The sequence below is a fragment of the Bernardetia sp. MNP-M8 genome (assembly GCF_037126285.1).
Lineage (GTDB): Bacteria > Bacteroidota > Bacteroidia > Cytophagales > Bernardetiaceae > Bernardetia.
Genome location: NZ_CP147012.1, coordinates 3279606 through 3303803 on the forward strand (window position 1 = coordinate 3279606; position 24198 = coordinate 3303803).

General features: G+C 30.3%; 22 protein-coding genes. 13 read left to right on the top strand and 9 right to left on the bottom strand.

Annotated elements, in window-relative coordinates:
- Positions 1–84: 84 nt before the first annotated feature.
- The 4 genes from V9L04_RS13415 to V9L04_RS13430 all read right to left on the bottom strand — a co-directional run bounded on the left by V9L04_RS13415 (position 85) and on the right by V9L04_RS13430 (position 4322).
- The gene (locus V9L04_RS13415) at positions 85–1845 is read right to left on the bottom strand and encodes a sodium:solute symporter family protein (protein WP_338790322.1); all 1761 of its coding nucleotides are present in this window, start codon (positions 1843–1845) and stop codon (positions 85–87) included.
- Between the two features lie 117 nt (positions 1846–1962).
- On the bottom strand, positions 1963–2862 hold the full coding sequence (locus V9L04_RS13420) for a glycosyltransferase family A protein (protein WP_338790323.1): 900 nt from the start codon (positions 2860–2862) through the stop codon (positions 1963–1965).
- Between the two features lie 100 nt (positions 2863–2962).
- Entirely contained in the window at positions 2963–3379 is a 417-nt protein-coding gene (locus V9L04_RS13425) for a hypothetical protein (protein ID WP_338790324.1), read from the bottom strand.
- A 91-nt stretch (positions 3380–3470) separates the two neighbouring features.
- Positions 3471–4322 (bottom strand): prolyl oligopeptidase family serine peptidase, encoded by an 852-nt coding sequence (locus V9L04_RS13430; RefSeq protein WP_338790325.1) that lies wholly within the window; start codon positions 4320–4322, stop codon positions 3471–3473.
- 78 nt (positions 4323–4400) lie between these two features.
- Here V9L04_RS13430 and V9L04_RS13435 point away from each other — a divergent pair, with 78 nt between their 5' ends.
- The 8 genes from V9L04_RS13435 (at position 4401) to rpsA (ending at position 12769) form a co-directional block, all read left to right on the top strand.
- Entirely contained in the window at positions 4401–5891 is a 1491-nt protein-coding gene (locus V9L04_RS13435; protein ID WP_338790326.1) for an aldehyde dehydrogenase family protein, read from the top strand.
- A 128-nt stretch (positions 5892–6019) separates the two neighbouring features.
- Positions 6020–6241, top strand: a complete 222-nt coding sequence (locus V9L04_RS13440; RefSeq protein ID WP_338790327.1) for a hypothetical protein — start codon at positions 6020–6022, stop codon at positions 6239–6241.
- 28 nt (positions 6242–6269) lie between these two features.
- A complete protein-coding gene (locus V9L04_RS13445; RefSeq protein WP_338790328.1) occupies positions 6270–6488 on the top strand; it encodes a hypothetical protein in 219 nt (72 codons plus the stop codon).
- Between the two features lie 2 nt (positions 6489–6490).
- On the top strand, positions 6491–8272 hold the full coding sequence (locus tag V9L04_RS13450) for an AAA family ATPase (protein ID WP_338790329.1): 1782 nt from the start codon (positions 6491–6493) through the stop codon (positions 8270–8272).
- Entirely contained in the window at positions 8259–8681 is a 423-nt protein-coding gene (locus V9L04_RS13455; protein WP_338790330.1) for a hypothetical protein, read from the top strand. Before V9L04_RS13450 ends, V9L04_RS13455 begins: the two co-directional genes overlap by 14 nt.
- A gap of 108 nt (positions 8682–8789) precedes the next feature.
- Positions 8790–10064 (top strand): serine hydrolase, encoded by a 1275-nt coding sequence (locus V9L04_RS13460; RefSeq protein WP_338790331.1) that lies wholly within the window; start codon positions 8790–8792, stop codon positions 10062–10064.
- 75 nt (positions 10065–10139) lie between these two features.
- Positions 10140–10661: a gamma carbonic anhydrase family protein gene (locus V9L04_RS13465; protein ID WP_338790332.1), complete on the top strand. Its 522-nt coding sequence runs from the start codon at positions 10140–10142 to the stop codon at positions 10659–10661.
- A gap of 275 nt (positions 10662–10936) precedes the next feature.
- On the top strand, positions 10937–12769 hold the full coding sequence (gene rpsA / locus V9L04_RS13470) for a 30S ribosomal protein S1 (RefSeq protein ID WP_338790333.1): 1833 nt from the start codon (positions 10937–10939) through the stop codon (positions 12767–12769).
- Between the two features lie 148 nt (positions 12770–12917).
- Here rpsA and V9L04_RS13475 read toward each other — a convergent pair whose 3' ends face one another.
- Entirely contained in the window at positions 12918–13418 is a 501-nt protein-coding gene (locus V9L04_RS13475; protein WP_338790334.1) for a hypothetical protein, read from the bottom strand.
- A gap of 521 nt (positions 13419–13939) precedes the next feature.
- On the opposite strand from V9L04_RS13475, the gene V9L04_RS13480 reads away from it, so the two are divergent.
- The 4 genes from V9L04_RS13480 to V9L04_RS13495 all read left to right on the top strand — a co-directional run bounded on the left by V9L04_RS13480 (position 13940) and on the right by V9L04_RS13495 (position 18120).
- Complete coding sequence (locus V9L04_RS13480) at positions 13940–15106, top strand: AMP-binding protein (protein WP_338790335.1); 1167 nt, start codon at positions 13940–13942, stop codon at positions 15104–15106.
- 86 nt (positions 15107–15192) lie between these two features.
- Entirely contained in the window at positions 15193–16188 is a 996-nt protein-coding gene (locus tag V9L04_RS13485) for a peptidoglycan DD-metalloendopeptidase family protein (RefSeq protein ID WP_338790336.1), read from the top strand.
- A gap of 49 nt (positions 16189–16237) precedes the next feature.
- Entirely contained in the window at positions 16238–17536 is a 1299-nt protein-coding gene (locus V9L04_RS13490; protein WP_338790337.1) for a carboxypeptidase-like regulatory domain-containing protein, read from the top strand.
- Between the two features lie 68 nt (positions 17537–17604).
- The gene (locus V9L04_RS13495) at positions 17605–18120 is read left to right on the top strand and encodes a hypothetical protein (RefSeq protein WP_338790338.1); all 516 of its coding nucleotides are present in this window, start codon (positions 17605–17607) and stop codon (positions 18118–18120) included.
- Between the two features lie 68 nt (positions 18121–18188).
- Here V9L04_RS13495 and V9L04_RS13500 read toward each other — a convergent pair whose 3' ends face one another.
- From V9L04_RS13500 to V9L04_RS13510, 3 genes are all read right to left on the bottom strand, one after another.
- On the bottom strand, positions 18189–19010 hold the full coding sequence (locus V9L04_RS13500; protein ID WP_338790339.1) for an SDR family oxidoreductase: 822 nt from the start codon (positions 19008–19010) through the stop codon (positions 18189–18191).
- 124 nt (positions 19011–19134) lie between these two features.
- On the bottom strand, positions 19135–19707 hold the full coding sequence (locus V9L04_RS13505; RefSeq protein ID WP_338790340.1) for a TetR/AcrR family transcriptional regulator: 573 nt from the start codon (positions 19705–19707) through the stop codon (positions 19135–19137).
- A 137-nt stretch (positions 19708–19844) separates the two neighbouring features.
- Complete coding sequence (locus V9L04_RS13510) at positions 19845–22613, bottom strand: DUF5686 and carboxypeptidase regulatory-like domain-containing protein (protein ID WP_338790341.1); 2769 nt, start codon at positions 22611–22613, stop codon at positions 19845–19847.
- A 248-nt stretch (positions 22614–22861) separates the two neighbouring features.
- On the opposite strand from V9L04_RS13510, the gene V9L04_RS13515 reads away from it, so the two are divergent.
- Positions 22862–23263, top strand: a complete 402-nt coding sequence (locus V9L04_RS13515; protein ID WP_338790342.1) for a hypothetical protein — start codon at positions 22862–22864, stop codon at positions 23261–23263.
- Between the two features lie 337 nt (positions 23264–23600).
- Here V9L04_RS13515 and V9L04_RS13520 read toward each other — a convergent pair whose 3' ends face one another.
- Positions 23601–24113, bottom strand: coding sequence for an alpha-ketoglutarate-dependent dioxygenase AlkB (locus tag V9L04_RS13520; protein ID WP_338790343.1), 513 nt, complete (start codon positions 24111–24113; stop codon positions 23601–23603).
- Between the last annotated feature and the right edge of the window lie 85 nt (positions 24114–24198).

The following is a 24198-nucleotide window of genomic DNA, read 5'->3' on the forward strand; positions in this document are numbered from 1 at the left end:
CAAAAGTATACGTACAGTACGTATTTGCACCTTAAAAGGTACGCTACACTATTTCGAAGATAACAAATTTTAGATAAAATTGTCTTATTCTTCTGCAATTTTTTTGACAAGCCAATTTATAGCTAAAACACTTCCTATAAAAATTCCAAAAGAAATTCCGAAAAGCATCCATTTAGAAAAAATAGCATATCCAATTCCAAACAAAAAGCTATATCCTAAAGCAATTCCGACAAACCAAGCTGCAATCATATACGGCAACTGATTTTTTGGTTTTGGAAGGTTCAATGAAATACGAATAGGTTGCCAACTTCCCTGTGGGCGTACTCGTTCGTAAAACTTTTGTAGTGTTTGCTCGTCAGTAGGTTTTGTTAAAAATGTAATCAACACCCAAGCAACTGTCGTAAATCCTAAAATAAAAAATAAAGAATATGGAGATTCTAAATGTAAAACAGTTCTATTTAAAATGACTCCAATAAGAGGTGTAATAGTTGCAGCGAGTTCACTAAACACATTTATTCTCCACCAATACCAACGCAAAATCAAAACTGCTCCTAGTCCTGCTCCTGCTTCTATTAAAAATACAAAAGCAGCTTCTAATGAGGTGATTTGTGTAGTAACCAAGATTCCAAAAAGCATAATTACAAATGTTGCAATTCTTGAAGCTGTAACAAGTTCTTTTGAGCTTGCTTTTGGCTTATAAAAACGTTGATACAAATCATTAATTATATAACTTGCTCCCCAATTTAATTGTGTAGAAATGGTACTCATATAGGCTGCAAAAAAAGCAACCAATAAAAGACCACGCAAACCTGTAGGTAAAAAGTCCTTCATTGCCAAAACATAACCTAACTTTTCTTCTCCTGCTATCGGATTTGGATATAAAATAATAGCTGATAAAGCCACCAAAATCCACACCCAAGGGCGCAGACCATAATGTGCAAGCTGAAAAAACAAGGTTGCTTTAAAAGCGTGTTCTTCATCTTTAGCAGACATCATACGTTGAGCCACATATCCACCTCCCCCTGGTTCTGCCCCTGGATACCAACTTGCCCACCATTGAATGCCTATATAAGCAAAAAAAGTAGCCAAACTAATACTAAGCATTTGAAATCCATTTTTTACTAATTCTGTATTACTAGAATCTTCAATTTGAGGGAAAAAATTAAGTGTATTTGCTGGTAACTTTTCTATCAAACCAGATACTCCCCCAATTTTTGGACTATCCAACACTAAATAAGTAAGAACAACACAACCTGTCATTGCCAAAACAAACTGCAAAACATCAGTAATAGCAACACCCAAAAGTCCCGAAAGACTGGAATAAATAACTACAATAACCATTGCAGCAGCTACATAATAAATAGTCTGATTTGCAGGAATATCAAAAAACACTTGCAAAAGAGCTGCAAGTGCCACATTTACCCAAGCAATAATGACAGCATTAAAAAAAAGCCCTAAATAAACAGCACGAAAACCACGTAAAAATTTAGCAGCTTTTCCAGAGTAACGCAATTCTATTAGCTCCAAATCTGTAATTACCTTTGCTTTTCTCCACAAACGAGCAAAAAGAAAAGTAGTAAGCATTCCTCCAATTAGTCCGTTCCACCAAAGCCAGTTTCCACTAATTCCATTTTTTACTACTAATTCTGTAACCAAAAGAGGCGTATCGGCTGCAAACGTAGTAGCTACCATAGAAGTACCTGCCACCCACCAAGGAAGATTGCGACCACCTAGAAAAAAGTCTTCGGTTGAGCCACTTGCTTTTTTGGTGTAATAAATTCCGATTCCTAAAGTAAGAAGTAGAAAAGAAAAGATGATGAGCCAGTCGGCAAGTTCAAGTATCATGACAAATTGAGAATGGATAATTTAGAAGGAAAATCTTTTTTATAAAAATAATCTGAAAGATACGGATTTTAAACAAACCAAACCTATAAGGTTTTGAAAACCTTATAGGTTTAAAGATTACTTCAATTTCTCAATAAAACTTTTCCCTACCAAAATCTTCATTCCTAAAATTAGTGTATTTTTATTATAACCTAAATAAGACACCATTTTTTTCCAAAAATAAAAGGCTTGTTTTCTGTTTTTATCGATATAGGAATGAACAGCACAAAACTGATAGGAATGACCTTTTAAAATAATCAGTTCAGCATCTGAAAGGGATACTTCATTTTCTAAAAAAGTAGTGGCTTCTAATCTTGCTGAAATAACTTTTTGATTATCTGCCATCGAACGATTGGGGTGGTCGTTTACCGTAATTGTTGTTTTATCAATTACATAAATCGGAATGTTGTGAGCAAATAGATTTCTAAACAAAAAAATCCAATCTTCACAAATATTAAATTCAGTTGGAAATGGTTTTAAGCCTTCCTTAGTTTCAATCAATTTTCTATCAAAACAAACTAAAGTACCAAAATAAGAACCTTCTAAAATCAATTTATAATCATAAAAACCTTCCTTTAAGTGTGAAATGTGAGAAGGAAATATTTTACCTTCATTCTCAAACTCAAATTTTGTTGCCAAAAACTGTGCTTTTGGATTTGCTTTTATTGCTTCATAAAGCGTCTGCAAATGATGAGGCTGCATAAAATCATCCGAATCAAAGAAGAGAATATAATTTCCTTTAGCTTTTGAGATACCAAAATTTCGTGCTGCCGAACGCTCTTCATTTTCTTTTTGAAAGTATCTCAAACGGCTTTCAAATTTAGTAGAATTTTCCTCTAAGAAAGTTTTTTCAATGATTTCTTTTGTATTGTCTGTACTTCCATCATCTACTACAATAACTTCATAAGAAACAGTTTTGTTTTCTACTTCCGAGTCAAAAACCTGATTAAAAATAGAATCTAAAGTAGCTACAATCAAATTTACACGATTGTAGGTGGGAATTATGACGGAGAAAAAAGGAGTTTTGATAAAATTGAAAATTAGAATTGAAAATAATAGCTTAACATATCACAACTTGCTAAAGTGAGAGTAAAATTAAAACTAAAATCAGAGGAACAAAAATTAAACCTCCTACAAGTAATAAAACACCAAGTAAAATTTCTCCAAATGCAAGAGCAATAATTCCTCCTATAAGTCCTCCCAAAATAAGTAAAACTGAAATTAAAATGGTAGCAAAGAAACCATCTCCATCAGATTTTATTTTTTTTGCCTGTTTTTTCTGTGCTTTTTTGATTTTCTTCTTGACAAGTTTTAAAGCTAATCTCTCTTTGAAATTGAGCTTTTTCTGTTTTTTTATACTAGTTTTTTCTGATTTTTTTACAATTTGATTTATAGTAATTTCTTTTTGAGTTGAAGTTTTAGAATCGCTTTCACTTGCAAAAGTAGAAAGCGAGAAAAAGAAAAATAGAAGAGTAATAAAGTAGGTGGTTTTCATAATTTTGTGGTTTTTGAATAACATCATAATCTGTATTTGACCTTTTAGATGTTGCTTTTTATGAAAACGTTGCTTCGTACAATTATAATGATTACTCTCCGTTGTTGGTATTCTCACCAACGACACAATTAAAAAGCCATTTCCACATGCTTTCATCTTCATAAGCAGATTTCCAACTTCCGTGTCTTACTTTTTCGTATTCTGTATAATAAATGTCTTTGTTTCCTGTTTTCTTCACTGCTTCTACCATGTTTCGGCTGCGTTGTGGTTTTACGGTTTGGTCTAATGCTCCATGAAAAACCCAAATAGGCATATATTTTAAAGAATCTGCTGTTTTTTCGTCTGCACCTCCACAAATAGGTACAATAGCTGCAAACTTTTGAGGGAAACGTGCAGCCAAATCCCACGTTCCATATCCTCCCATCGAAAGTCCTGTAAGGTAAATTCTATTCGAATCTATTGGTAGTTCTTTCTCTAACTCTTCCAAAAGCTCAACTGTCAAGTTCATATACTTACTCATTTCTTTTGGTTGATTGTGTGAATCTGCCGACCAATCTACTTCTACCCATTTATTCTTCTTTTCACATTGAGGAACAAGCACAAAACATTCATAATCTTTTCTATTTTTTTCTTGCAATGCCCAAGCTCCTATATGTTTGACAGTAAGCGAACTATCGCCACGTTCTCCTGCACCATGAAGGAATAAAACTAAAGGATATTTCTTTGTAGAATCATAATTTTTGGGAAAAAGCAAACGATAAGCCATCGAATCTGTTTCATTTGTAGAATTATTATGCATGACGAACAACTTATGTTCAAAAAGTTCGTATCTTAGTAGTTGAGGCTCTGTTTGTTGTCCAAAAACTGGAACTGACAAACTAAGCACAAACACACACAATAACAGACACAAAGAAGCACTAAAAGAATACATTTTATTTTTCATAAAGGAAATTATTATAAACCCTAAGGGTTTTGAGAAACCATTAGTTTTTAGAAACTACTTAGACAACCAAAATTAATTATGAGCGAAATTCAAGCCGATTCCGTTTCTTTTGCAGGTCAAGACTCAAATTCAGGCGCAAAAGATAATTCAAAAGAAGATTTTAAAAAACAAATAGACGAAATTTTTGAAGCACAACAAAATAATCGTTGGGCAGTTTCAAAAACAACATCAAAAGAGCGTATTGAAAAACTAAAACGTTTGCAAGATGCACTCTTCAATTATCGTTCAGCTTTTCATCATTCTCTTCGTCAAGATTTTGGAAAGCCAGAAGCAGAAACCGATTTATCAGAAATTTATCCTACATCAAACGAAATAAAACACGCTATTTCGAATCTTGAAAAATGGATGAAAGACGAATCTGTAAGCACGCCTGTGGCTCTTTTAGGTTCAAAATCCTATATTCGTTACGAAGCAAAAGGTGTTTGTTTGATTATTGCACCTTGGAATTACCCAGTAAATTTAATCTTAATTCCTCTTATTTCTGCCATTGCAGCAGGAAACTGTGTAATTTTGAAACCTTCTGAATATACGCCAAATACGAATGCGATTATGGCACAACTTATCAAAGAAGTTTTTGCAGAAAATGAAGTAGCCTTTATAGAAGGTGAAGTAGAAGTATCAAAATATTTGACTCAACAGCCATTTGACCATATTTTCTTTACAGGAAGTACAGCCGTAGGAAAAACAATTATGAAGGCTGCAGCAGAAAATTTGACTTCTGTAACCCTTGAACTTGGTGGAAAATCACCCGTTATTGTTGATGAAACAGCAAATATTAAAGAGGCAGCCAAAAAAATTGTTTGGGGTAAATTCTTAAATGCAGGTCAGACTTGTATTGCTCCTGATTATGTGTTGGTTCATGAAGACATCGAACACGAACTTATCCAACAAATGCTCAAATATTTAAGTGAATTTTACGGACAATCTTCTGGCGAACGTTTGGATTCTCCAGATTATGCACGCATTATCAATGAAAAACAATATAAAACACTTGTTGAGCTTATCGGAAAAGCAAAAGGGCAGGGTGCAGTTATTCATACAGGAGGAACGGTTGTAGAAGAGCAGCGTTATATTGCTCCAACAATTATGTCAGAAGTTCCTTTGGATTCGGAAGTAATGCAACAGGAAATTTTTGGTCCTATTATGCCAGTTATTCGATATAAATATCTGAATGACGCACTAGATTTAATCAATAAAAAAGATAAGCCATTAGCGTTGTATCTTTTCTCACAAGAGCGCAAAACGATTGATAATGTGCTTGCTTCTACTTCTTCGGGTGGAGTTTGTATTAATGATACTGTTATTCATTATTTCCAACATAATTTACCTTTTGGTGGTGTCAATCATAGTGGAATTGGAAAAGCGCATGGTATTTTTGGATTTAGATCTTTCTCTAATGAACGTGCTGTTTTGGAACAACCAACTCGTTTTAGCGCACCTCAACTGATGTACCCTCCTTACAAATCAGAAGTTCAATCACTTATTGATTTTACTGTAAAGTGGATTTAATATAGTTTTAAGGTCGTTGGTGAAAATACCAACAATGGCAAAATATTTTTATAAAAACCTATTCTTTCTTTTTTGAGAGAATAGGTTTTTTTGTATATTTAAAAAAAATAAATTTTAAAAGACTTTTAATGGAAAATTTACAAAAAACAGTTTACTTTTCTACAAGAGAAGGACTTCAAGCAATAACTCATATAGATTATGCAATAGATGCAGTAACTAAAAAGCGTGATATTTTCATAGAAGAAAATACAGATAAAATAGCAAAGGTAATAGAAGAAAATATTACTACAGAAATTTACAATAATACTATACTAATTATTATCCTTAAGTTATCTTATTATCCTAAATAATTATACATTTAAAATAAAAAACATCTACATGGAAAAATTATTAAAAACTGTCTATTTTACTGGAATAGGAGCTATTTCGCAAATAGATGAGGTAATAAAGAAAGCTACTGATAAACGTGATGAATTTATAGAACTGAATTCAGATGAAATTGCTAAAGTAATACAAGAAGATATTATACCTGTAACATACCATCAAAATCAATCACATACTTATATAACGATAAAGTTATCTTATTACCCTAAATAATTATGCGTTTAAAAAAAATTGAAATTATAGATTTTAAATCTGTAAAAAGGGAAACCATTGATGTTAATTCAAATCAACTTTGTTTTGTAGGAAAAAATGAAAGTGGTAAGTCAAGTTTAATTCTTGCAACGAGTTATTTGAATATTTTAGATACGGAATTTACTACAAATCTATTAAATAAAAGTTCTGAAAGATACCCTGAAGGTTTTCCTATGGTAATCGGTTTGTTTGAACTATCAAAAACAGATTTTACTACTTTAAAGAATATACTTAAAAGCCATTTTTCTGAAAAAGAACTCAAATTTCCTGCTGGAAGTTCAGATAATTGTTTGTTGCAATTAAAAAGATGGGGAAATGGATTGAATAATATATCTATCAAAATTATTCAGAAAGATTCATTTGGTCTAGAATTATCAAAGATGATAACTGATAAAGCTAAGTTTTACGATGAATTTTTTACCAAATTATATCCTACAATTACTTATTTTGAAAAAGAAGATTTACTGATTGAACCTTCAACAGTAGAAGATTTAATAGGAGAAGATAGGCAATTTGAAACTTTTAGAAGACTATTAATAATTGGAGGTTGTAAAGATTTTGAGTACTTGAATAGTTCTGATACTTCTTTCGTTACTACATATATTTCTAAAATAGAAACGAAGCTCAATGCAATTTTCAAAAAACATTATAAACAAGACGGTAGTATTATTATAAAAATAGTTACTACATTTAATAATAAGTTAGATTTAATTATACAAGATAGTTCTAAAAATAGTTATTCGATAAAAGAAAGAAGTCCTGGATTTCAATACTATTTTGCATTTTTAATCAATAAATTATATAATAAGCATATAAGCAAAAGTAAAAACTCAATTTTACTACTAGACGAACCTGGAAATAGTTTACACCCAAAAGGAGCTAAAGATTTATTAAAGTCTTTTGATGAAATAGCAGAAAATTCTCAAATATTTTATACTACACATAATCCATTTTTAGTAATTAGAAACTGCTTAGATTCTTTAATTTTCGTAGATAAATCTGAAACACTTGGTAGTCAAATAAAGAAAAAACCATTTCTTAATAAATATCAAGTTCTACGAAAAGAACTAGGTATTATGCTCAATGATAGTTTTCTAATTGGAGATATTAATTTAGTTGTAGAAGGAAATACAGAAAAATTAGCTTTTCATCGCCTTTTTCAAGACACAAAGTTTAGAGATTTAGAATGGATGAATATTTATAATGCTGATGGAGTGACAAATATTCCACAAGCTATAAACTATCTTGGAAAAAATAATCTCAAACTTTCTGGTATTGTTATTTTAGATAGCGATGCAGAAGCAGAGAACATAAAAAAGAACAAATCCTACAAGAAAAATATCGCAGAGGCTGATTGGGAAGAAATAGAAATAAATAGTGTTTTTAGTGATAAAAAGGATAGAACGTTTGAGGATTTATTTCCTCAAGAAATATATATCCAAGCATTTAATAAATATTGTCATTCTTTAAGTGGGTTAGAAGTTTTTGAGAAAAAATATCAAGATTTCAAATCTATTGAGCCTTTGGAAACTCCTATTGTCAATCATGTTAATCAACACTATAAGACATTTTTATCTTCCTCTAGTAAATCAACAATTACTAAACAAGATGTAATTAGACATTTGCTAGACATAGTAGATACTCTTTCTGAAAACGAACAAAAAAAAGTGTTAGAAAATGCTTTTAAACTATGCGAAAAAATAAAAACAGCTTTCATTAAAATAGAAAAACATGTCAATAACTAAACATAAGATTTTTGAAATAGAAATTGAAGAGGTGGATAACCTTTCTTTATCAGAAAATGCAATAAATGCTATAAATGATTTCTTAAGTGAACCCAATTACATTTATGTAAATCATTCTATAACTGTTTTAACTAAAGATGAAGAACATTATGAGCAAATTAAAACTAAATGTAAATATTTGGTTTTAAGTCTTATATATAAAGACTTGAATGCAACATCACTTGATATAAAAAAATCTTCTACAAAAGTAAAAAATGTGGTACGTAAACAAATTGAAGTTGGAGAAGACATGGAAGAGCCAAATATTGAAACAGAAATAGATAGAGAGATAAGAGTAATGAATGTTAATACTGGAGCAGATACAGATAATTTTGAAGAAGAAGGCTTTATAGAAGGACAACCAATGTAAACTAAAAACCTATTCCTTCCTCTTGAGAGAATAGGTTTTTTGCTTTTAAAGCAATTTATCTAAATTTGCTTTCAAGTATTCAAATAAAATCCAAACTTATCTACTCTAATGTTGCAAAAAACAGTATATCTTATCTTCGTTATTGTATTTTTATTTTCCTGTAAATCAAATACAGAAAAAAAAGAAATTGTATCCAGTCCAAGTGAAGAAACTACAAATTATGATAAAATCGATAGTTTGGCAAGTCGTTATCTTGATTTAGGGCGTTTTAGTGGTACACTATTGATTGCTCAAAATGACTCTATCATCTTTAATAAAAGCTATGGTTTGGCAGATTATGTCACTATAAAAGAATTTACAGACAGTACAGCTTTCAAAATTGGGCATCTTTCTGAGCTTTTTACAGAGGCTATTATTAGAGATATGATAAATCAAAATTTGATACAATCAAATGAAAAAATAGCTACATATATTCCTCAAATAAAACAGAATTTTACAGTCGAAGAGTTATTAAATCATAAATCAAACCTTCAAACAATTGCTCAAATACAAGAAGTAAATCCGAATAAAACCTATTCGTTAATTGATTATGTAAATCTATCAAATAATGAAAATGATAAAGCAGCAGAAATTCAATCTGAACTAGATTATAATATTTTAGGATTGGTTATTGAAAAAGTCACGAACAAAACATTTTCAGAGGTTTTGGAACAGTATGCTCAAAAATGGAATTTGGAAAGCACTTATTTTCATAAAACAGATACAACTCATCTTGCAATCGGTTATTTATTTTATAATTATCGAAACCAAGGGTTAAAAATAACCCCATCACCAAAGTATCAAGATAGTATGGCTTTTAGTAGTAGAGGAATAAAAGCAACAGTAAAAGATGTTTTTAAGTTTGTAAATAATTTTGAAAATCAAAGTTTGGATAAAGAAGGGTATTTAATGAATGATGGCTTTAGTTATTCACTCAAAAAAGATAATGATAAAAAACGAACAGTTCTTATTTTGAGTAATCGTAAGCATCCAGTTGCTAGAGAAATGTCTGAAAGTATAGAAAAAATATTGAATAATGAAGAATATGAGCTTCCTTTACTTCGTCAAGAAATAGCTATTAACCCAGATTTATTGAAAGAATATGAAGGCGTGTATGCAATGAATTCAACTATGAACTTGACTTTTGTAGCTGAAAATGATAGTTTGTTTGTACTGATGGGAGAAAATAAAGTGGAGCTAAAACCACAATCTGAAAATCAGTTTTTTATGTTTGAAAGTGATGCTTCTATTCGCTTTGAGAGAGATGAGAATAATAAAGTTGCAAAAGCTGTTTTACTAGATGGCTTTTTGGAAGGAAATACAATTTTGAAAGTTAAGGGATAGTTTGCTAATTTGAAATTAAATGTATTCTTAAAACAACCTTCTAAGTAAATTCAAATCTTTAAAACTCTAAAAAATATGGCTTTAATTCTTCCTGTTCGTGGTTTTTCTCCAAAATTTGGCAAAGATTGTTTTCTTGCTCCCAATGCAACTATTGTAGGAGAAGTAGAAATGGGTGATAATTGTAGTGTTTGGTTTAGTGCTGTTATTCGTGGCGATGTAAATTATATCAAAATTGGTCATCATACCAATATTCAAGACAATGCCACTATTCATGGAACTTATCAAACTGCTCCGACAACTATCGGAAATTATGTAAGTATTGGACATAATGCTATCGTTCATGGCTGTACTATTGAAGATAATGTTTTGATAGGAATGGGTGCAAGATTGATGGATGGTGTAATTGTCAGAACGGGAAGTATCGTAGCAGCAGGTGCAGTCGTTTTGGAAGGAACAGAAATTGAAAGTGGATTTATTTATGCTGGAGTGCCTGCAAAAAAAGTAAAACCAATTGGCGAAAGAGGAGAAATGTTAGAACGAATTGCTACCAATTATATAAAATATTCTAGCTGGTTTATGGAAAATAAAGAAGAATAAAACAAACAAAATTTCCTTTTCCTATCAAAAGTTCTTATCTTTGTAACTCATTTTCAAACAGATATGTAAAATTCTGTAAATCAATAACTTACTTTGTTTTATTCTGAGTTTTATTTCTTTTTTAAATGAATTTTATTCAAATTATTTTATCACAGTTAATTAAACACCTTATAAGCATAATTTCTTTTAATTGATTTTATTACCAGTTAAAAAAAATGCTATAAAGGCAGGCACTACGACAAGCCTGAAAGTAATTGTCTTTTTTATTTTATTATATGAGTAATTCAAACACTTCAGCAGGCGAAATCAATTGGGAAGAATTAGAGTCTAACAAAACAGGCTTTGGTGCTGGCTATAAAGATTCACGTCAACAAGAACTTGCAGACCTTTACGAAGAAACACTTACTGAGTTTTCAGAAAATGAACTTGTTACAGGTACAATTGTAGGCGTTACAGATCGTGAAGCTATCGTAAATATCGGTCATAAATCAGACGGACTTGTATCTCTTTCAGAATTTAGAGATTTACCAGAACTTAAAGCTGGTGACCAAGTAACTGTTTATGTAGAGAAACAAGAAGACGCAAACGGACAAATTTTACTTTCTCGTCGTAAAGCAATGGCTCTTCAGGCGTGGAAAAAAATTGAGCAATCGCATCAAGGAGATGAAGTTATCGAAGGAATTATCAAACGCCGTACAAAAGGTGGTTTGATTGCAGATATTTTTGGTATTGAAGCATTTTTACCAGGTTCACAAATTGACGTTAAGCCAATTCGTGATTTTGATGTATATGTGGATAAGAAAATGGAATTGAAAGTTGTCAAAATCAATTATGCAAATGACAACGTAGTAGTTTCTCATAAAGTTCTTATTGAGAAAGATCTTGAAAAACAACGTTTACAAATTCTTGACAACCTTGAAAGAGGACAAGTATTGGAAGGTGTGGTTAAAAATATCACTAACTTCGGTGCTTTTGTTGATTTGGGTGGCGTAGATGGATTACTTCACATTACTGATATTTCTTGGGGACGTATTTCTCATCCAAATGAAGTATTAGAACTTGACCAAAAACTTAATGTTGTTGTTCTTGATTTTGATGAAGACAAAAAACGTATTTCATTAGGTATGAAACAACTTCAAGAGCATCCTTGGGATTCGCTTGAAGCTACTTTAGAAGTAGGTACAAAAGTAAACGGACGTATTGTGAATGTTGCTGATTATGGTGCATTCTTAGAAATCAAACCAGGTGTAGAAGGTTTGATTCACGTTTCAGAAATGTCTTGGTCGCAACACTTGCGTAATCCACAAGAATTCTTGAGTATCAATGATACAGTAGATGCAGTTATCTTGACTATTGACCGTGAAGAGCGCAAAATGTCATTAGGTATCAAACAACTTACTGAAGATCCTTGGACGAAAGAAGAAGTTAAAACTAAATATGCTTCTGGTGAGCGTCATACAGGTACAGTTCGTAACCTTACTAACTACGGTTTATTCTTAGAGTTAGAAGAAGGAATTGATGGACTTGTTCATATTTCTGACCTTTCTTGGACTCGTAAATTCAAACACCCATCTGAATTTATCAAAGTAAACGAAAAATTAGAAGTTCAAGTATTAGAACTTGATACAGAACAACGTCGTTTGGCTCTTAGTCATAAACACATGGAAGAAAATCCTTGGGATACTTTCGAAACTATCTTTACACCAAACAGTGTACATAAAGGTACTTTAGTGAACAAAAATGACAAAGGTGCAAATATCGAACTTCCTTACGGTGTACAAGGATTTGCTTCTACAAAACACCTTACTTTGGAAGAAACAGGTAAAACTGCTGAGGTTGGAAACAACATCGACTTCAAAGTAGTAGAGTTTTCTAAAGACGAGCAACGTATTATTCTTTCTCACGTAGCTACATACCGTAGTGGAAAAGAAGAAACTGCAGCTCCTGCAAAGAAAGCAAAAGCTCCAAAAGGAGAAGCTAGTAAAGAAACAGCTTCAAAATCTAAAGACATGAAAAACTCTAAAGATTTGGAAACTACTAGTTCATTAGGAGACAATTCTGCACTTTCTCAATTGAAAGATGACATGAAAAATGACGAAGGTAAATAATCTATTCTTATTTGAATAGAATTGTTTCTTCAACTATAAAAACCCTTATTTCAATAAAGAAATAAGGGTTTTTGTGTTTTAGGATTTGTTGAATTTATGACAATCAATTCTGAGAAGCCCTTGTCGGTGTCTCACGATGATACAAAGCCTATGAAAGCACATTCTGAAAATAACGTTTAAGCCACGTATTAGAAGCCTTATTTTGCCATTGAGACTCTAACTGTTCTTTTATTTGAACCAAATTATCAAAAATAATTGTATCAGAAGTGATTTTTTGATCAATAACTAGTTCTTTAAGTTTAGAAAGAGAGGTAATGCTTATTTTATCTTCTTTATCAAAATAAGCTACTTTGGTTCTATCAAAAAGTGAAATTTTAAACTCGTCTTCAATAGCTTTCATAAGTGCTACAGATTTGTCAATAGAACATCCTGTTGCTTTTGTAAGTTCTTCGTTTACTGCCAAAATTAAAAAACGCTTATGACGAATTTCGAAAGACGAAACTAAAGAGTTACCATGGGCTTGCCAATTTTCAATAAAATTTGTTAAAACATTCGTAATTGCCACAACTTCACTATCTGTAAGTTCTCTATCAGACTGATAAATCCAAATACGAGAATAAGAAGGCATTTTTTCAAAAGAAAGAAACATAATAATATTATTTTATCACTATTTTATTATAAAAAAATAGTTTGAATTAATTTAAAAGATTAAAGTTTTTATAATGTAGATAATCCTATTTTAGTAAAAAATTATAGAAGCAATATAGAAATAAAATAAAAAAAATGTTTCAAATTAATTATAAATAGAAAATAGCCATTAAAATAGTTGATTTATTAGAATAATAACACAACTCTACAAAGTTATGTATTTTATTAGAAAGTTGCAAGATTAAAGAGGCTGCTTTTGTTTTATGTTTATAACATATTGATTTCAAGTAAGTTCAAATATTCACTATTTTTCTATTACCAATTACTATAATAATTTAATCAATATTACCTACATAGCAAGGTTTATGTATATACTGTTAAACTATGTTTATTTGTACTTCCTTTAACAAACTACGCTCATTTAAAGTTATATAATTGAGTTCATTTTTTTAACTTACTAAATTCAGACCTTAATAAAACAATTTAGGCAAAACAATTCTATCACTATTTTTATAACTCATTATGTCAGAATCTCTATTAAAAAATACTACTATTACTCATTCTCAATCTAGTCTATATTTTCCCCTTGAAGTTTGTAAAGGAGAAATAGGCAAAAAAGTTTCAATTTCAGAGCTTTCTCAAACAGTTTTGTGTAGTTCTTATAACCAACTTGTAATTAGCTTTTGTATGGAATGGCAGAGCAATAAAAATGAATTTATAGTTCATACATCAGGCTCAACAGGCATTCCAAAACCAATTACTCTTACTAGAAAACAAATGCAAAATAGTGTTTTGGCAACAGCTAAAGCATTGAATTTGAAGCAAGATGAGCGTTTTCTGATATGCTTAAACACAGAATATATTGCAGGAAAAATGATGCTAGTTCGGGGAATGGAATTAGATGCAGAAATGATAATAGTTCCTCCCAAACGTAACCCTTTAGAAGATTTTGATGAAAAAATGTGGTTTGATTTTGCTGCTTTTGTTCCCATGCAATTACAAACTATTTTAGACGAAACACCTGAGAAAATTGCGATTTTGCGTCAGATGAAGGCAATTATTATTGGTGGTGCGCCTGTTTCATATTCTCTTCTCAAAAAAATTCGTTCTATAAAAGCTCTCAACCGAGTTCCAATTTATTCTACTTATGGAATGAGCGAAACTGTTACTCATATTGCATTGAAAAGGCTTAATGGAAAAGGAAAAAAGGAAATTTCGGATACCTACAAAACACTTCCAAATGTAAATATAAAAACGGATCAGCGTGGTTGTTTAGTTATTTCTGCGCCTCACACTTTGGGAAAAGAAATCACAACAAACGATTTGGTAGATATAAAAAATGACAATGAGTTTGAGTGGCTTGGGCGTGCAGATTTTGCTATCAATACAGGAGGTGTAAAAGTTTTTCCAGAAAAAATAGAAGGTTTTATTGAAAGAGCTTTTTATGAATTAGATTTACAAAAACGCTTCTTTATTTCTTCTATACCTGATGAAACATTAGGCGAAAAAGTGATTTTGATTATTGAAGGGTTACCATTTGATAAAAATTTTGAAAATGACCTTTTACAGCATCTCAAAACAAATCTGCCTGCTTATCATACTCCCAAACAATGTTTTTATATTTCTAATTTTGCTATGACACAGACAAGTAAAATAGATAGAAAAGAATGTCTGAATTTAATTTTTTAATAAAACTTAAAATAGAAATATAACTAAACTACTTTTATTTTTTTGTAATTTTCGTTTCAAAATTATAATACCTAAATTTTATCTGTATGAAGTTACTTTCGTTTTTTGCGCTCTGTTTTGTGTATCTTTTTACACTTTCAAATTCATTTGCTCAAACCAATAACGACTTTAAAGAAACAGAGAGTTATGAAAAAGTAGCACAAAATTTTGATAATTATTTCAATAATTTTGATTATGATAGCATTTTTGAGATGTTTTCTTATGGAATGAAAAAAGCAATGCCTTTGGAAGAAACTAGATTATTTTTGAAAAATTCATACCAACAAACAGGAAAAATAATAAAAAGAGAGTTCTCTAGGTATGAAAAAGGGAGTTATGCTGTCTATAAAACGAAATTTGAAAAAGGAACAGCAGCATTAAATATTTCGGTAGATAATCAATGCAAAATAAATGGATTGTTTATTAAACCCTATGAAGAAATTACTGAAATACCTACACCTGAACGTAATCAGACTAAACTCATCTTGCCTTTTGAGGGAAAATGGACAGTTACTTGGGGAGGAGATACAGAAAAGCAAAACTATCATGTAGAAAGCCAATCACAGAAGAATGCGTTTGATTTTTTGATTATGAAAAATGGAAAAACCTATACAACAAATGCAGAAAAGAATGAAGATTATTATGCTTTTGGACAAGAAATTTTTGCACCTTGTGATGGAGAAATTGTTTTGTCAGTAGATGGAATAAAAGATAATAAGGTAGGAGAAGTCAATAATCAGTTTATTACAGGAAATACAGTGATTCTGAAAACAGAAAACAATGAATATTTATTTTTTGCTCATCTCAAACAGAATTCTATAAAAGTAAAGGAAGGACAAAAAGTAAAACAAGGTGATGGGTTAGCACTTTGTGGAAATTCTGGTCATTCTACTGAACCTCATTTACATTTTCACATTCAAAATACGGAAAACTCAAATCAAGCAACAGGAATAAAATGTTATTTCGATAAAATTATTGTTGATGGAAAAGAAAAAACAGATTATTCTCCAATTCAAAATGAAGTAATCGAATACTCTAAATAGAAATAATTATTTTTGTATTTATCTCAAAAAAATACAGACTCATTATAAAATGAAAAGAGCAAAAATCGTATTATTATTTACTTCATTTCTTTTAGTTTTATTATTTGGATTTGAAGTTTTAGGGCAAACAAATTTTCTTATAAAAGGAAAAGTTATCGATTCAGAAACCAAAGAACTCTTACCTTTTGCTTCCATTGGAATTGAAGGAACAAGTGTAGGAACGGCAAGTAATTCGGCTGGAATCTTTGAATTTCGCCTCAATCCTACTTGGAAGGATAAGTTTATTGTTTGTTCTTTTGTAGGTTATCAGCCTTTAAAGATAAAAGTTTCAGAAGCATATCAGTATTCTAAAAGTAATCAATTAGTTTTAGAATTAAAATCTAGTGAATCTCTCAAAACAGTTACGATTAGTTCAAAAAGAATTCCTAAGGTAGAAAAAATAATGAAACAGGTCATAAAAAATCTACCTGAAAATTATCCACAAACTCCTTATAATGTAGATTTTTTTTATAGAGAATATCTAAAAGATTCGACAGCTTATGTTCGTTTGGTAGAAGCTGCACTTCATGTATATGACAAACGAGCGTATGTTCCTATTATCTATAACTACAAAAGTGCTCCTACTATTTTGAACCTAGAAGAAGATTATTTTGCACAAGTAAAAGAGAGAAGAGCATCTTATGATTATTCAAAATCAAAGATAAATAATTTTTTTATTGATGTAGAATACGGCACAAAATATAATTGGATAAGAAAAAATCAATTCATTTTTGATAAAATGATGTACGAAAAATTTGACTATGAACTAGTAAATCTAACTTCAATAGGCAAAAAAACAGTTTATGAAATCTCTTTTTCTTATAATGGAACAATTGACCGATTTAGAAAACTTAAAGGAAAACTCTTTGTAAATGACGAAGATTATGCTGTTCTCCAACTTCATTTTTCCTATCTTCCTGTTGGTGCAATGGGGGGCTATAATGCAAAAGAACGTTATGGATATAATATTTATTTAGAGAACGAAGAGCATTTTTATTTCAAGAAATACGATGAAAAATATTTGGTAAGTTATCAATCGTTGCGCTCCATCGAAAAATATTATGAGAGTCAAGAAGCCTTTGAAGAATCTGTTTCTGAATATTTTGTCGAACAACTTACAGTAAATGTAAATCAAAAAAATCCGACTCCACAAGATTTGCAAGACGATTCGAAGCTAAAAGAAATTGATTATAATACTGCTTTTTGGGAAAGTTATAATGTGTTAGCAGATTCTCCTCTAAATATAAAAATCAAAGCTGATTTGGAAAAAAGACAGTCTTTAGAAAAGCAATTTGAATTGAAAAAATAATTATTTTTTGGATAAAGTTTTGTATTTTGTATAACAAAAAATTATTGAGTCCAAAAATTATTACTTGTATGAATATTCTACCCTACGAAAATCTGACTTATAAAACTCATTTATCTAAAGATGAAATTCTAAAAAGAGTGAGAAATGAAACAGAGCCTAAACAATGGATTCGAATGACAGGTATTTTTTCAAGTGGAAATCATAAGGCTTATGAGGGAGTTGTAAATGAAAATTCTTTCAAAATAAGTCGTATTATTAGTTACCGAAATTCATTTTTGCCACGAATAGAAGGGAAAATTGAAGAAAATAAAGAAAGTACACTTATTCATATCAAAATGAGATTACACACTTTTGTAATTGTTTTTCTTGCTATCTGGCTTTCTTTCATGTTTGTAGCTACTCTATTTTTGATTCCTATTTTTAGGCAAGAAATGGAAAACCAATCTATATTTAATTTGGCTTCTTTCACTCCTTTTCTGATGATACTAATTATTTCTGTAGTGACAGTTTTGGCATTTCATTATGAAGGAAATAAGTCTAAAATATTTTTTGAGAATATTTTTGAAGTAGAAAAAGAAGATTAGAAATGAAAAAAACCATTATAAAGTTTTCAGCTTCATAATGGCATTTCTAAACTAATTTTTATAAAAAATTATCCTAACATATTTGTACGAATCATTTCTCTAAAATCTTCATACGGTTGATTTTGTCTCGCACCCCAAAGCTGTTGAGCATCATTTCCTAAGACATAACGAAGTTGTTTTTTGCCGTCTGTTGCTGCATCAAAAATTCCTTCTGCCATTTGTTCGGCTGTCGAATAGGTATCTGAACGTTCTGTTCCTTCAAAATTTTTCATCATTCTAGTAATTGTTTTTTGATAAGCTGCGTCATTTTCACTCTCAAACATATCCAAAGAACGCCCTGCAAAATCAGTTTTTACTCCACCCGGTTCAATGATTTTTAATTCAATTCCTAAAGGATTGAGTTCATATTGTAAACCTTCTGTCAAGCCTTCAACTGCCCATTTTGTAGCATGATAAATTGAAAACATTGGCAAAGTAATAAGCCCACCAATAGAAGAAACATTCATAAAAAGACCATTTTTGTTTTCTCTAAAGTGAGGCAAAAAAGCACGAATTACATCAATCAAACCAAATAAATTGACATCAAATTGTCTTTTAATTTGCTCATCTGAAGCACTTTCCAAAACACCAGCCGTTCCATATCCTGCATTGTTCAAGACTACATCTATTTTTCCGAAAGTTGCAATAGAATCTTTAACTGCTTTTTCTATACTATTTTTGTCCTGAACATCTAAAGCAAATTTTTTGAGATTGGCGGTTTCTGTAAGTGCGTCAGATGTATTACGCATTGTAGCTGCTACATTCCAGCCTTTGTTTGCAAAATATTCGGCTGTTGCTTTTCCAATTCCTGAAGATGCACCTGTAATGAAAATTGTTTTTTGAGTTGCCATAATTGTATTGAATTTGAATTGAAATTAATTTATAAGTGAAAAAAAAGTCATTTTTGGTTTTAAAAATAGACTATTTATTGAAATAGCCTAATTTATGTTTTTCTATATTTTTTATATCTTTTTCTTATTTTCTGATTCCGTGCCAATAGATTTCAAAGCTTTCTTCTATTAGTTTTGGTGTGTAATCCAGCTTTTTTTGAGTAATTTGAAGACCAATGTGATTAGCCATTCCTTGAAATACACTTATCAATAATTCAATATCTAAATCTTTGATGTCTGATGAATCAATTCCTTTTTGAAAAAATGATTTTGTCTTTTTCATAAATGAATCTGAAATACTTTTATTCGAATCATCTAAGATATTAGAACTTGCACATTGACTCATAAAATGTATTTCTATCTGATTATGAACCAAATAATGTAAATAATTTTGCCAAACAAGCTGCATTCCGTCCTTGATAGAATACTCTTCAATATTCTCTGGAAGAAGTTCTGCACTTACTCTACTTTTGATTTTTTTATAGAGTTGATTAATAAGTTCTTTCTTGTTTTTGAAATAAATATAAAGCGTTCCGTGTGCTAAATCTGCTTCTTTTGCAATATCGGAAATACGCAAACCTGCTAACCCTACTTTTTGAGTAAGTTGCAAAACAACTTCATAAATACGCTCTTCTTTTTCTATGGATTTTATTTTCATAACTTGATTGTGTTACAAATATAAATGACTTTTTTGTCATTTTAAAATTTAACCTAAAATTTTTATACTCTTTTTTAGTTTTTAACCTTTACTAAGACTAAGACAAATCTAGTAAAATCAATTTTCTAAATCTTAAATCAGATGCCTATACTAAAACGAATACCAATTTTTTTAATAGAATTAGGTCTACTTTCTAGTGTTCTGTCTTGTTTTAGAGAAGAATTCAGAGCAAACACAAAATCAGTTCGGACAACTTTAAAAATATTTTCAAAACCAATGCTTAATTCTGTATAATGTTTTGCAGCAGGTGTATAAAGGTAATTCGAACTAGCTACCAATTGCCAACCTAATTTTTTCATAAATCCTATTCGGTGCAATAAATAACCATTAAAATGCTGTTCGGCATGAACTTCTACAAATGGCTTAGTTGTGCTATATTCATAAAAAGGCAACAATAAAAACTGACGCAAATTGTTTTTTGCTACAAAAATAGGCGAAGTAGAAAAATGAAAATTATCTACAAAAGAAGTATAGTTATTCCACAAAAATGCTCCAGTTTGAATATCATAATTGATTGTACCTAAAATTCCTAAATTCATTCCATCACTAATATTCAAGACTAATTTTCCAAAATCTGCTTTACTTTGTGCTATGTTTTTTATGGCTTGTGTGTAAGTAAGTGCCAGCAAAGGATATTTACTAGATAAACTAATTCGTTCTTTAGGACGTAAAATATACTTTTCACCAATCAGATATTCAAAACGAGCTTTTATCAAAACGGCATTATGAAGTTCGAAAAAAACCGATTCACCTTTATAATCAATAGGCAAATTAGATGTGAAAGTTATATCTTTTCGGTCTACAAGTGAAGATGCTTTTGTATTATTTTCTAAAGGAATGCGCCTTTCAAAACTTCCTTGCAAGCGAAAAAATGCACCTTGAAAAATACGTTGTCCTGCTCCGATTTGAAAATAATTTTTCTGATAAATCTTCATTAAATTTTGTTCTCTGAGCTGTGTATAAACTCCATTTACAAAATATGGAATAGCATTTGGTTCAAATTGTTCTACAAAAGCTCCCCCTTCTATAAAAATATATCTATCGTTTATTCGATTAAAAAGATGAGAAATTTCTCCTTTGGCTAAAAATTTCTTGCTTCCAAAACCATATCTAGCATCTGCACCTAGTTTGGTCTGACTCAAATCTTTTTCTCTATTTTTTATTCTATCTACTCCAAAATTAAGTGCCAGTCCTTCTACTGTATTAGATTGAATGACATTCAAAACAGAAGGAAATTTATAAGTCAATTCTTTTTTACGAATTTTGTAAGAATAGCCTACTAACAAATCTTTAAACTTAAATTTATTGCTTTGTCTGTCCATTGAATCTAAATAAGAAGGTTGGTTGTGTGCTTCTTCTATGCTATCACTTCTATGATAATGGTTTGCTTCTTTCGTTGTAAGGGGAACAGGACGCACTTTTTTCCAATATGATGTAGTTTTTTGAGTAGAACTATCTAACAAAATAGATAATTCGTTGCTAAAAAAATCCTCCTCAGCTTTAACCTGTTTTGTTGATAATTCTTTATTTTTTATTTTTTCTTCTAGTTTATCTAATGATACAGTATCGATAATGGAAATTTGTTGTTCATTCTGCTTTTGGTTCTGTTTTGTCCCCTGTTTTTCAGTAATTCTATTTTTATAAAATGAATCTTTGTCTAACTCATCTATATCTTTTTCTAATTGTGCAGAAGTAAAGTTTGGATTTAGATGGTAATTAAAAAAACTGCCTGTATAATTTCCCTTTCCTATCGCTTCAACACTAAACAAATTAATCTTATAATTAAACAAAAAAGATTGAGAAGAACACATCCATAATTTATCTGTTATAGGTAAAAAAAGTTGTTTTATCGCAAGTGTGTCAATAATTTCTATTCCTGCTTGACGACTAATTTTCAAATCCACACTATGGATTCTCCAAGTGCTATCTTGAATGTAAATATCTCCAAAAAATAGAGGTTGTCCTGTGTGTTTGGGTACGACTTTTATCTTATGAACTTTGACTTTTTTATCAGTTGTTATATTTTCTGTAAACTCTGCTTCATATACATAATCGTAATAATTAAAGGCATTTTTTGCAATAGGAGAAATAAATTTTCTGTCTCCAATAGGAAGTGATAGAGAATTTTGATACAAATCAAAAATCAGAAAAAACGAACTATTCCAAGCAAAACCTCTGCTATCGCCATTTGCACGAGAAGAAATAATTATTTCTTTTTGATAATTGGGAGCTAAGAAATAATATTTGGACACTAATTCTGAAAAGTAAATTACTTTATCTGTTTGCCATTCTTGTTTTAGTTGCTTTACTTGTCTAGTAGAAAATAATTTAGGAATATGAAAAGTATCTAATTGCTGTACATTTTTTATGTAAATATCACAAGAAAAAGCCTGTGCTTGATTTCTATAAAATTCTCTTTTTTGCTGTGCTGCTTGAATGATAGAATAAGCTTTATTTATTCCTTTTTTGTTGTCTTTATTTGAATCAATCACTATAGTTTCTAAAAGCATTGTCAAATGCTTCATTTGTATATTCAGCTCTATTTTTTCATCTTTTTGTACATTTTCTTTTGTAACAATTACTTCCTTAATTTGGGTTTGGTAACTGATAGAACGAAATACAATTTGATAAGTACCTTCATTTAGATGTAGAAAATAATTTCCTTCTTGGTTAGTGATAGTTCCATAGGATGTTCCTTCTTGATAAATGGTTATAAAAGGTAAATTTTTGCCTTCTGTACTAGTTACTTTTCCGAAAATTTGCACAGCTTTGGTATCAGGAGAAAGTAAAAAACAGGTAAAAAAAAGAAATAAAGCAAAGAAAAAATGTGCTTTTTGAGAATTCATCTTAGAAAGAAATTAGAAAAAAATAAACAGAGTTAGTTAAAAAACTAATAGATATATCATAAAGAAGAATTGGAGGAGAATTGTTTTTTAATCAGAAATACTTAAAGACCAGTAATACCATACAATCAATCATATTTTATTTTTTTTTCCAAAAAACAATAACAAATCAAATCTGTTAGTTACTGTAATTTAAACCGATTAATAATTTTTAACATTTTTTTATTTAATAACTATTAAAAGCTAAAAACATGATAGTAAAACAAACGCAATTTTTTGTCCTTAGTTATTTTCCTGAAACAGAACTTTTAGAATTAGAGTGGTTGGCAGCAACTGCTAATATGACCGTTGAAGAGTTTCAAGAACATGTTCGTTTAGAAAATGAAGTCCTATTAAAACACAGACCAAAGAAAATATTAGCAAAAACGCTTGACATGCAACACACAATATCTCCTGATGAGCAAGAAAAGCACAATGATATAATACTACCTACCTTTAAAGCGATTGAACTTGAAAAACTAGCTATAATAATAAGCAAAGATTTATTTACTCAGGTTTCCATTAGTCAGATAATAGATGACGATACTACTGCTGGTTACCAATCAAATTATTTTGAAGATACTGCTTCTGCAATGGAGTGGCTTAATAAGTAATTTTTATAGAAATAAAAACAAATTGGAGTTGTTAGGGAAATATAAAACAATTTTTTGCTCTTTAAAAGCATTTAAACTAAGAAAACACCTAAAAAAAGTATTCGTGATTTTTATTACAAATACTTTTTGGTTCTTCCGACTTTTTAGCGAAACATTGTGTGTTCAGTTCCTCAGAACTGAAAAAAACGCTTCCTCAGAAGCGTGATATTGCTTAAATCACGCTTCTGAGGAAGCGTTTCGTTCGTTTTTGAGAAGGGTGTAACCCTCAGCGAAGCTAAAACGAACGCACACCCTTTTATAATTTCGCTAAATTTTCTGAAGAGCCTACTTTTTTTAGTTACCTTAATTTTCTAAAAGTCAGACTCATACGAGGATTTTCTGTATTTGACTTTGGAATGGAATGCTGCCAATTATTTTGAGTTTCTTGATTCATATAAAAAAGACTTCCAGAAGGCAGTTCAAATTCCTTGAAAATAGTTTTGTTTTCTATGTTTCTAAACTTCAAAATTCTAGTTTCTCCTAAAGAAATAATTGCAATCCCTGTATTTTCGGCTAAAATATCAATTTGGTCAGAATGATAACCCATTTTTGACAGTCCATTTTCATAATAATTTATCAAACAATTATTTGTCTCAAAATTCAATTCTATTTTTATATTCTGACGAATTTTTTCCAAAAAACTAGGAAATTCTTGAAAAGGATAGCTCATCTGAGAATAATTATAAGCCTTTCCAAAACTTGCTGTTTTGCGTGCTTTCATTCGGTTATCCCAAATTATAGAAATATTAATCAATTCAAATAGACTTTGTGGATTTTGTATGAAGTTTGGTTTTAGGAGGATGTCATTCATTAGAGTTTAATTTTTATAAAAAAAAGGTTCAGAAATTACTTCAAAATAAAGTAGTTTCTGAACCATTAAGTTCATTTTCTAAAAG

What these genes read in the sequence shown, in the direction of transcription:
- V9L04_RS13415 (WP_338790322.1), bottom strand. Translation starts at nt 1,845, where the DNA reads ATGATACTTGAACTTGCCGACTGGCTCATCATCTTTTCTTTTCTACTT.
- V9L04_RS13425 (WP_338790324.1), bottom strand. Translation starts at nt 3,379, where the DNA reads ATGAAAACCACCTACTTTATTACTCTTCTATTTTTCTTTTTCTCGCTT.
- V9L04_RS13430 (WP_338790325.1), bottom strand. Translation starts at nt 4,322, where the DNA reads ATGAAAAATAAAATGTATTCTTTTAGTGCTTCTTTGTGTCTGTTATTG.
- V9L04_RS13435 (WP_338790326.1), top strand. Translation starts at nt 4,401, where the DNA reads ATGAGCGAAATTCAAGCCGATTCCGTTTCTTTTGCAGGTCAAGACTCA.
- V9L04_RS13440 (WP_338790327.1), top strand. Translation starts at nt 6,020, where the DNA reads ATGGAAAATTTACAAAAAACAGTTTACTTTTCTACAAGAGAAGGACTT.
- V9L04_RS13445 (WP_338790328.1), top strand. Translation starts at nt 6,270, where the DNA reads ATGGAAAAATTATTAAAAACTGTCTATTTTACTGGAATAGGAGCTATT.
- V9L04_RS13450 (WP_338790329.1), top strand. Translation starts at nt 6,491, where the DNA reads ATGCGTTTAAAAAAAATTGAAATTATAGATTTTAAATCTGTAAAAAGG.
- V9L04_RS13455 (WP_338790330.1), top strand. Translation starts at nt 8,259, where the DNA reads ATGTCAATAACTAAACATAAGATTTTTGAAATAGAAATTGAAGAGGTG.
- V9L04_RS13460 (WP_338790331.1), top strand. Translation starts at nt 8,790, where the DNA reads ATGTTGCAAAAAACAGTATATCTTATCTTCGTTATTGTATTTTTATTT.
- V9L04_RS13465 (WP_338790332.1), top strand. Translation starts at nt 10,140, where the DNA reads ATGGCTTTAATTCTTCCTGTTCGTGGTTTTTCTCCAAAATTTGGCAAA.
- rpsA (WP_338790333.1), top strand. Translation starts at nt 10,937, where the DNA reads ATGAGTAATTCAAACACTTCAGCAGGCGAAATCAATTGGGAAGAATTA.
- V9L04_RS13475 (WP_338790334.1), bottom strand. Translation starts at nt 13,418, where the DNA reads ATGTTTCTTTCTTTTGAAAAAATGCCTTCTTATTCTCGTATTTGGATT.
- V9L04_RS13480 (WP_338790335.1), top strand. Translation starts at nt 13,940, where the DNA reads ATGTCAGAATCTCTATTAAAAAATACTACTATTACTCATTCTCAATCT.
- V9L04_RS13485 (WP_338790336.1), top strand. Translation starts at nt 15,193, where the DNA reads ATGAAGTTACTTTCGTTTTTTGCGCTCTGTTTTGTGTATCTTTTTACA.
- V9L04_RS13490 (WP_338790337.1), top strand. Translation starts at nt 16,238, where the DNA reads ATGAAAAGAGCAAAAATCGTATTATTATTTACTTCATTTCTTTTAGTT.
- V9L04_RS13495 (WP_338790338.1), top strand. Translation starts at nt 17,605, where the DNA reads ATGAATATTCTACCCTACGAAAATCTGACTTATAAAACTCATTTATCT.
- V9L04_RS13500 (WP_338790339.1), bottom strand. Translation starts at nt 19,010, where the DNA reads ATGGCAACTCAAAAAACAATTTTCATTACAGGTGCATCTTCAGGAATT.
- V9L04_RS13505 (WP_338790340.1), bottom strand. Translation starts at nt 19,707, where the DNA reads ATGAAAATAAAATCCATAGAAAAAGAAGAGCGTATTTATGAAGTTGTT.
- V9L04_RS13510 (WP_338790341.1), bottom strand. Translation starts at nt 22,613, where the DNA reads ATGAATTCTCAAAAAGCACATTTTTTCTTTGCTTTATTTCTTTTTTTT.
- V9L04_RS13515 (WP_338790342.1), top strand. Translation starts at nt 22,862, where the DNA reads ATGATAGTAAAACAAACGCAATTTTTTGTCCTTAGTTATTTTCCTGAA.
- V9L04_RS13520 (WP_338790343.1), bottom strand. Translation starts at nt 24,113, where the DNA reads ATGAATGACATCCTCCTAAAACCAAACTTCATACAAAATCCACAAAGT.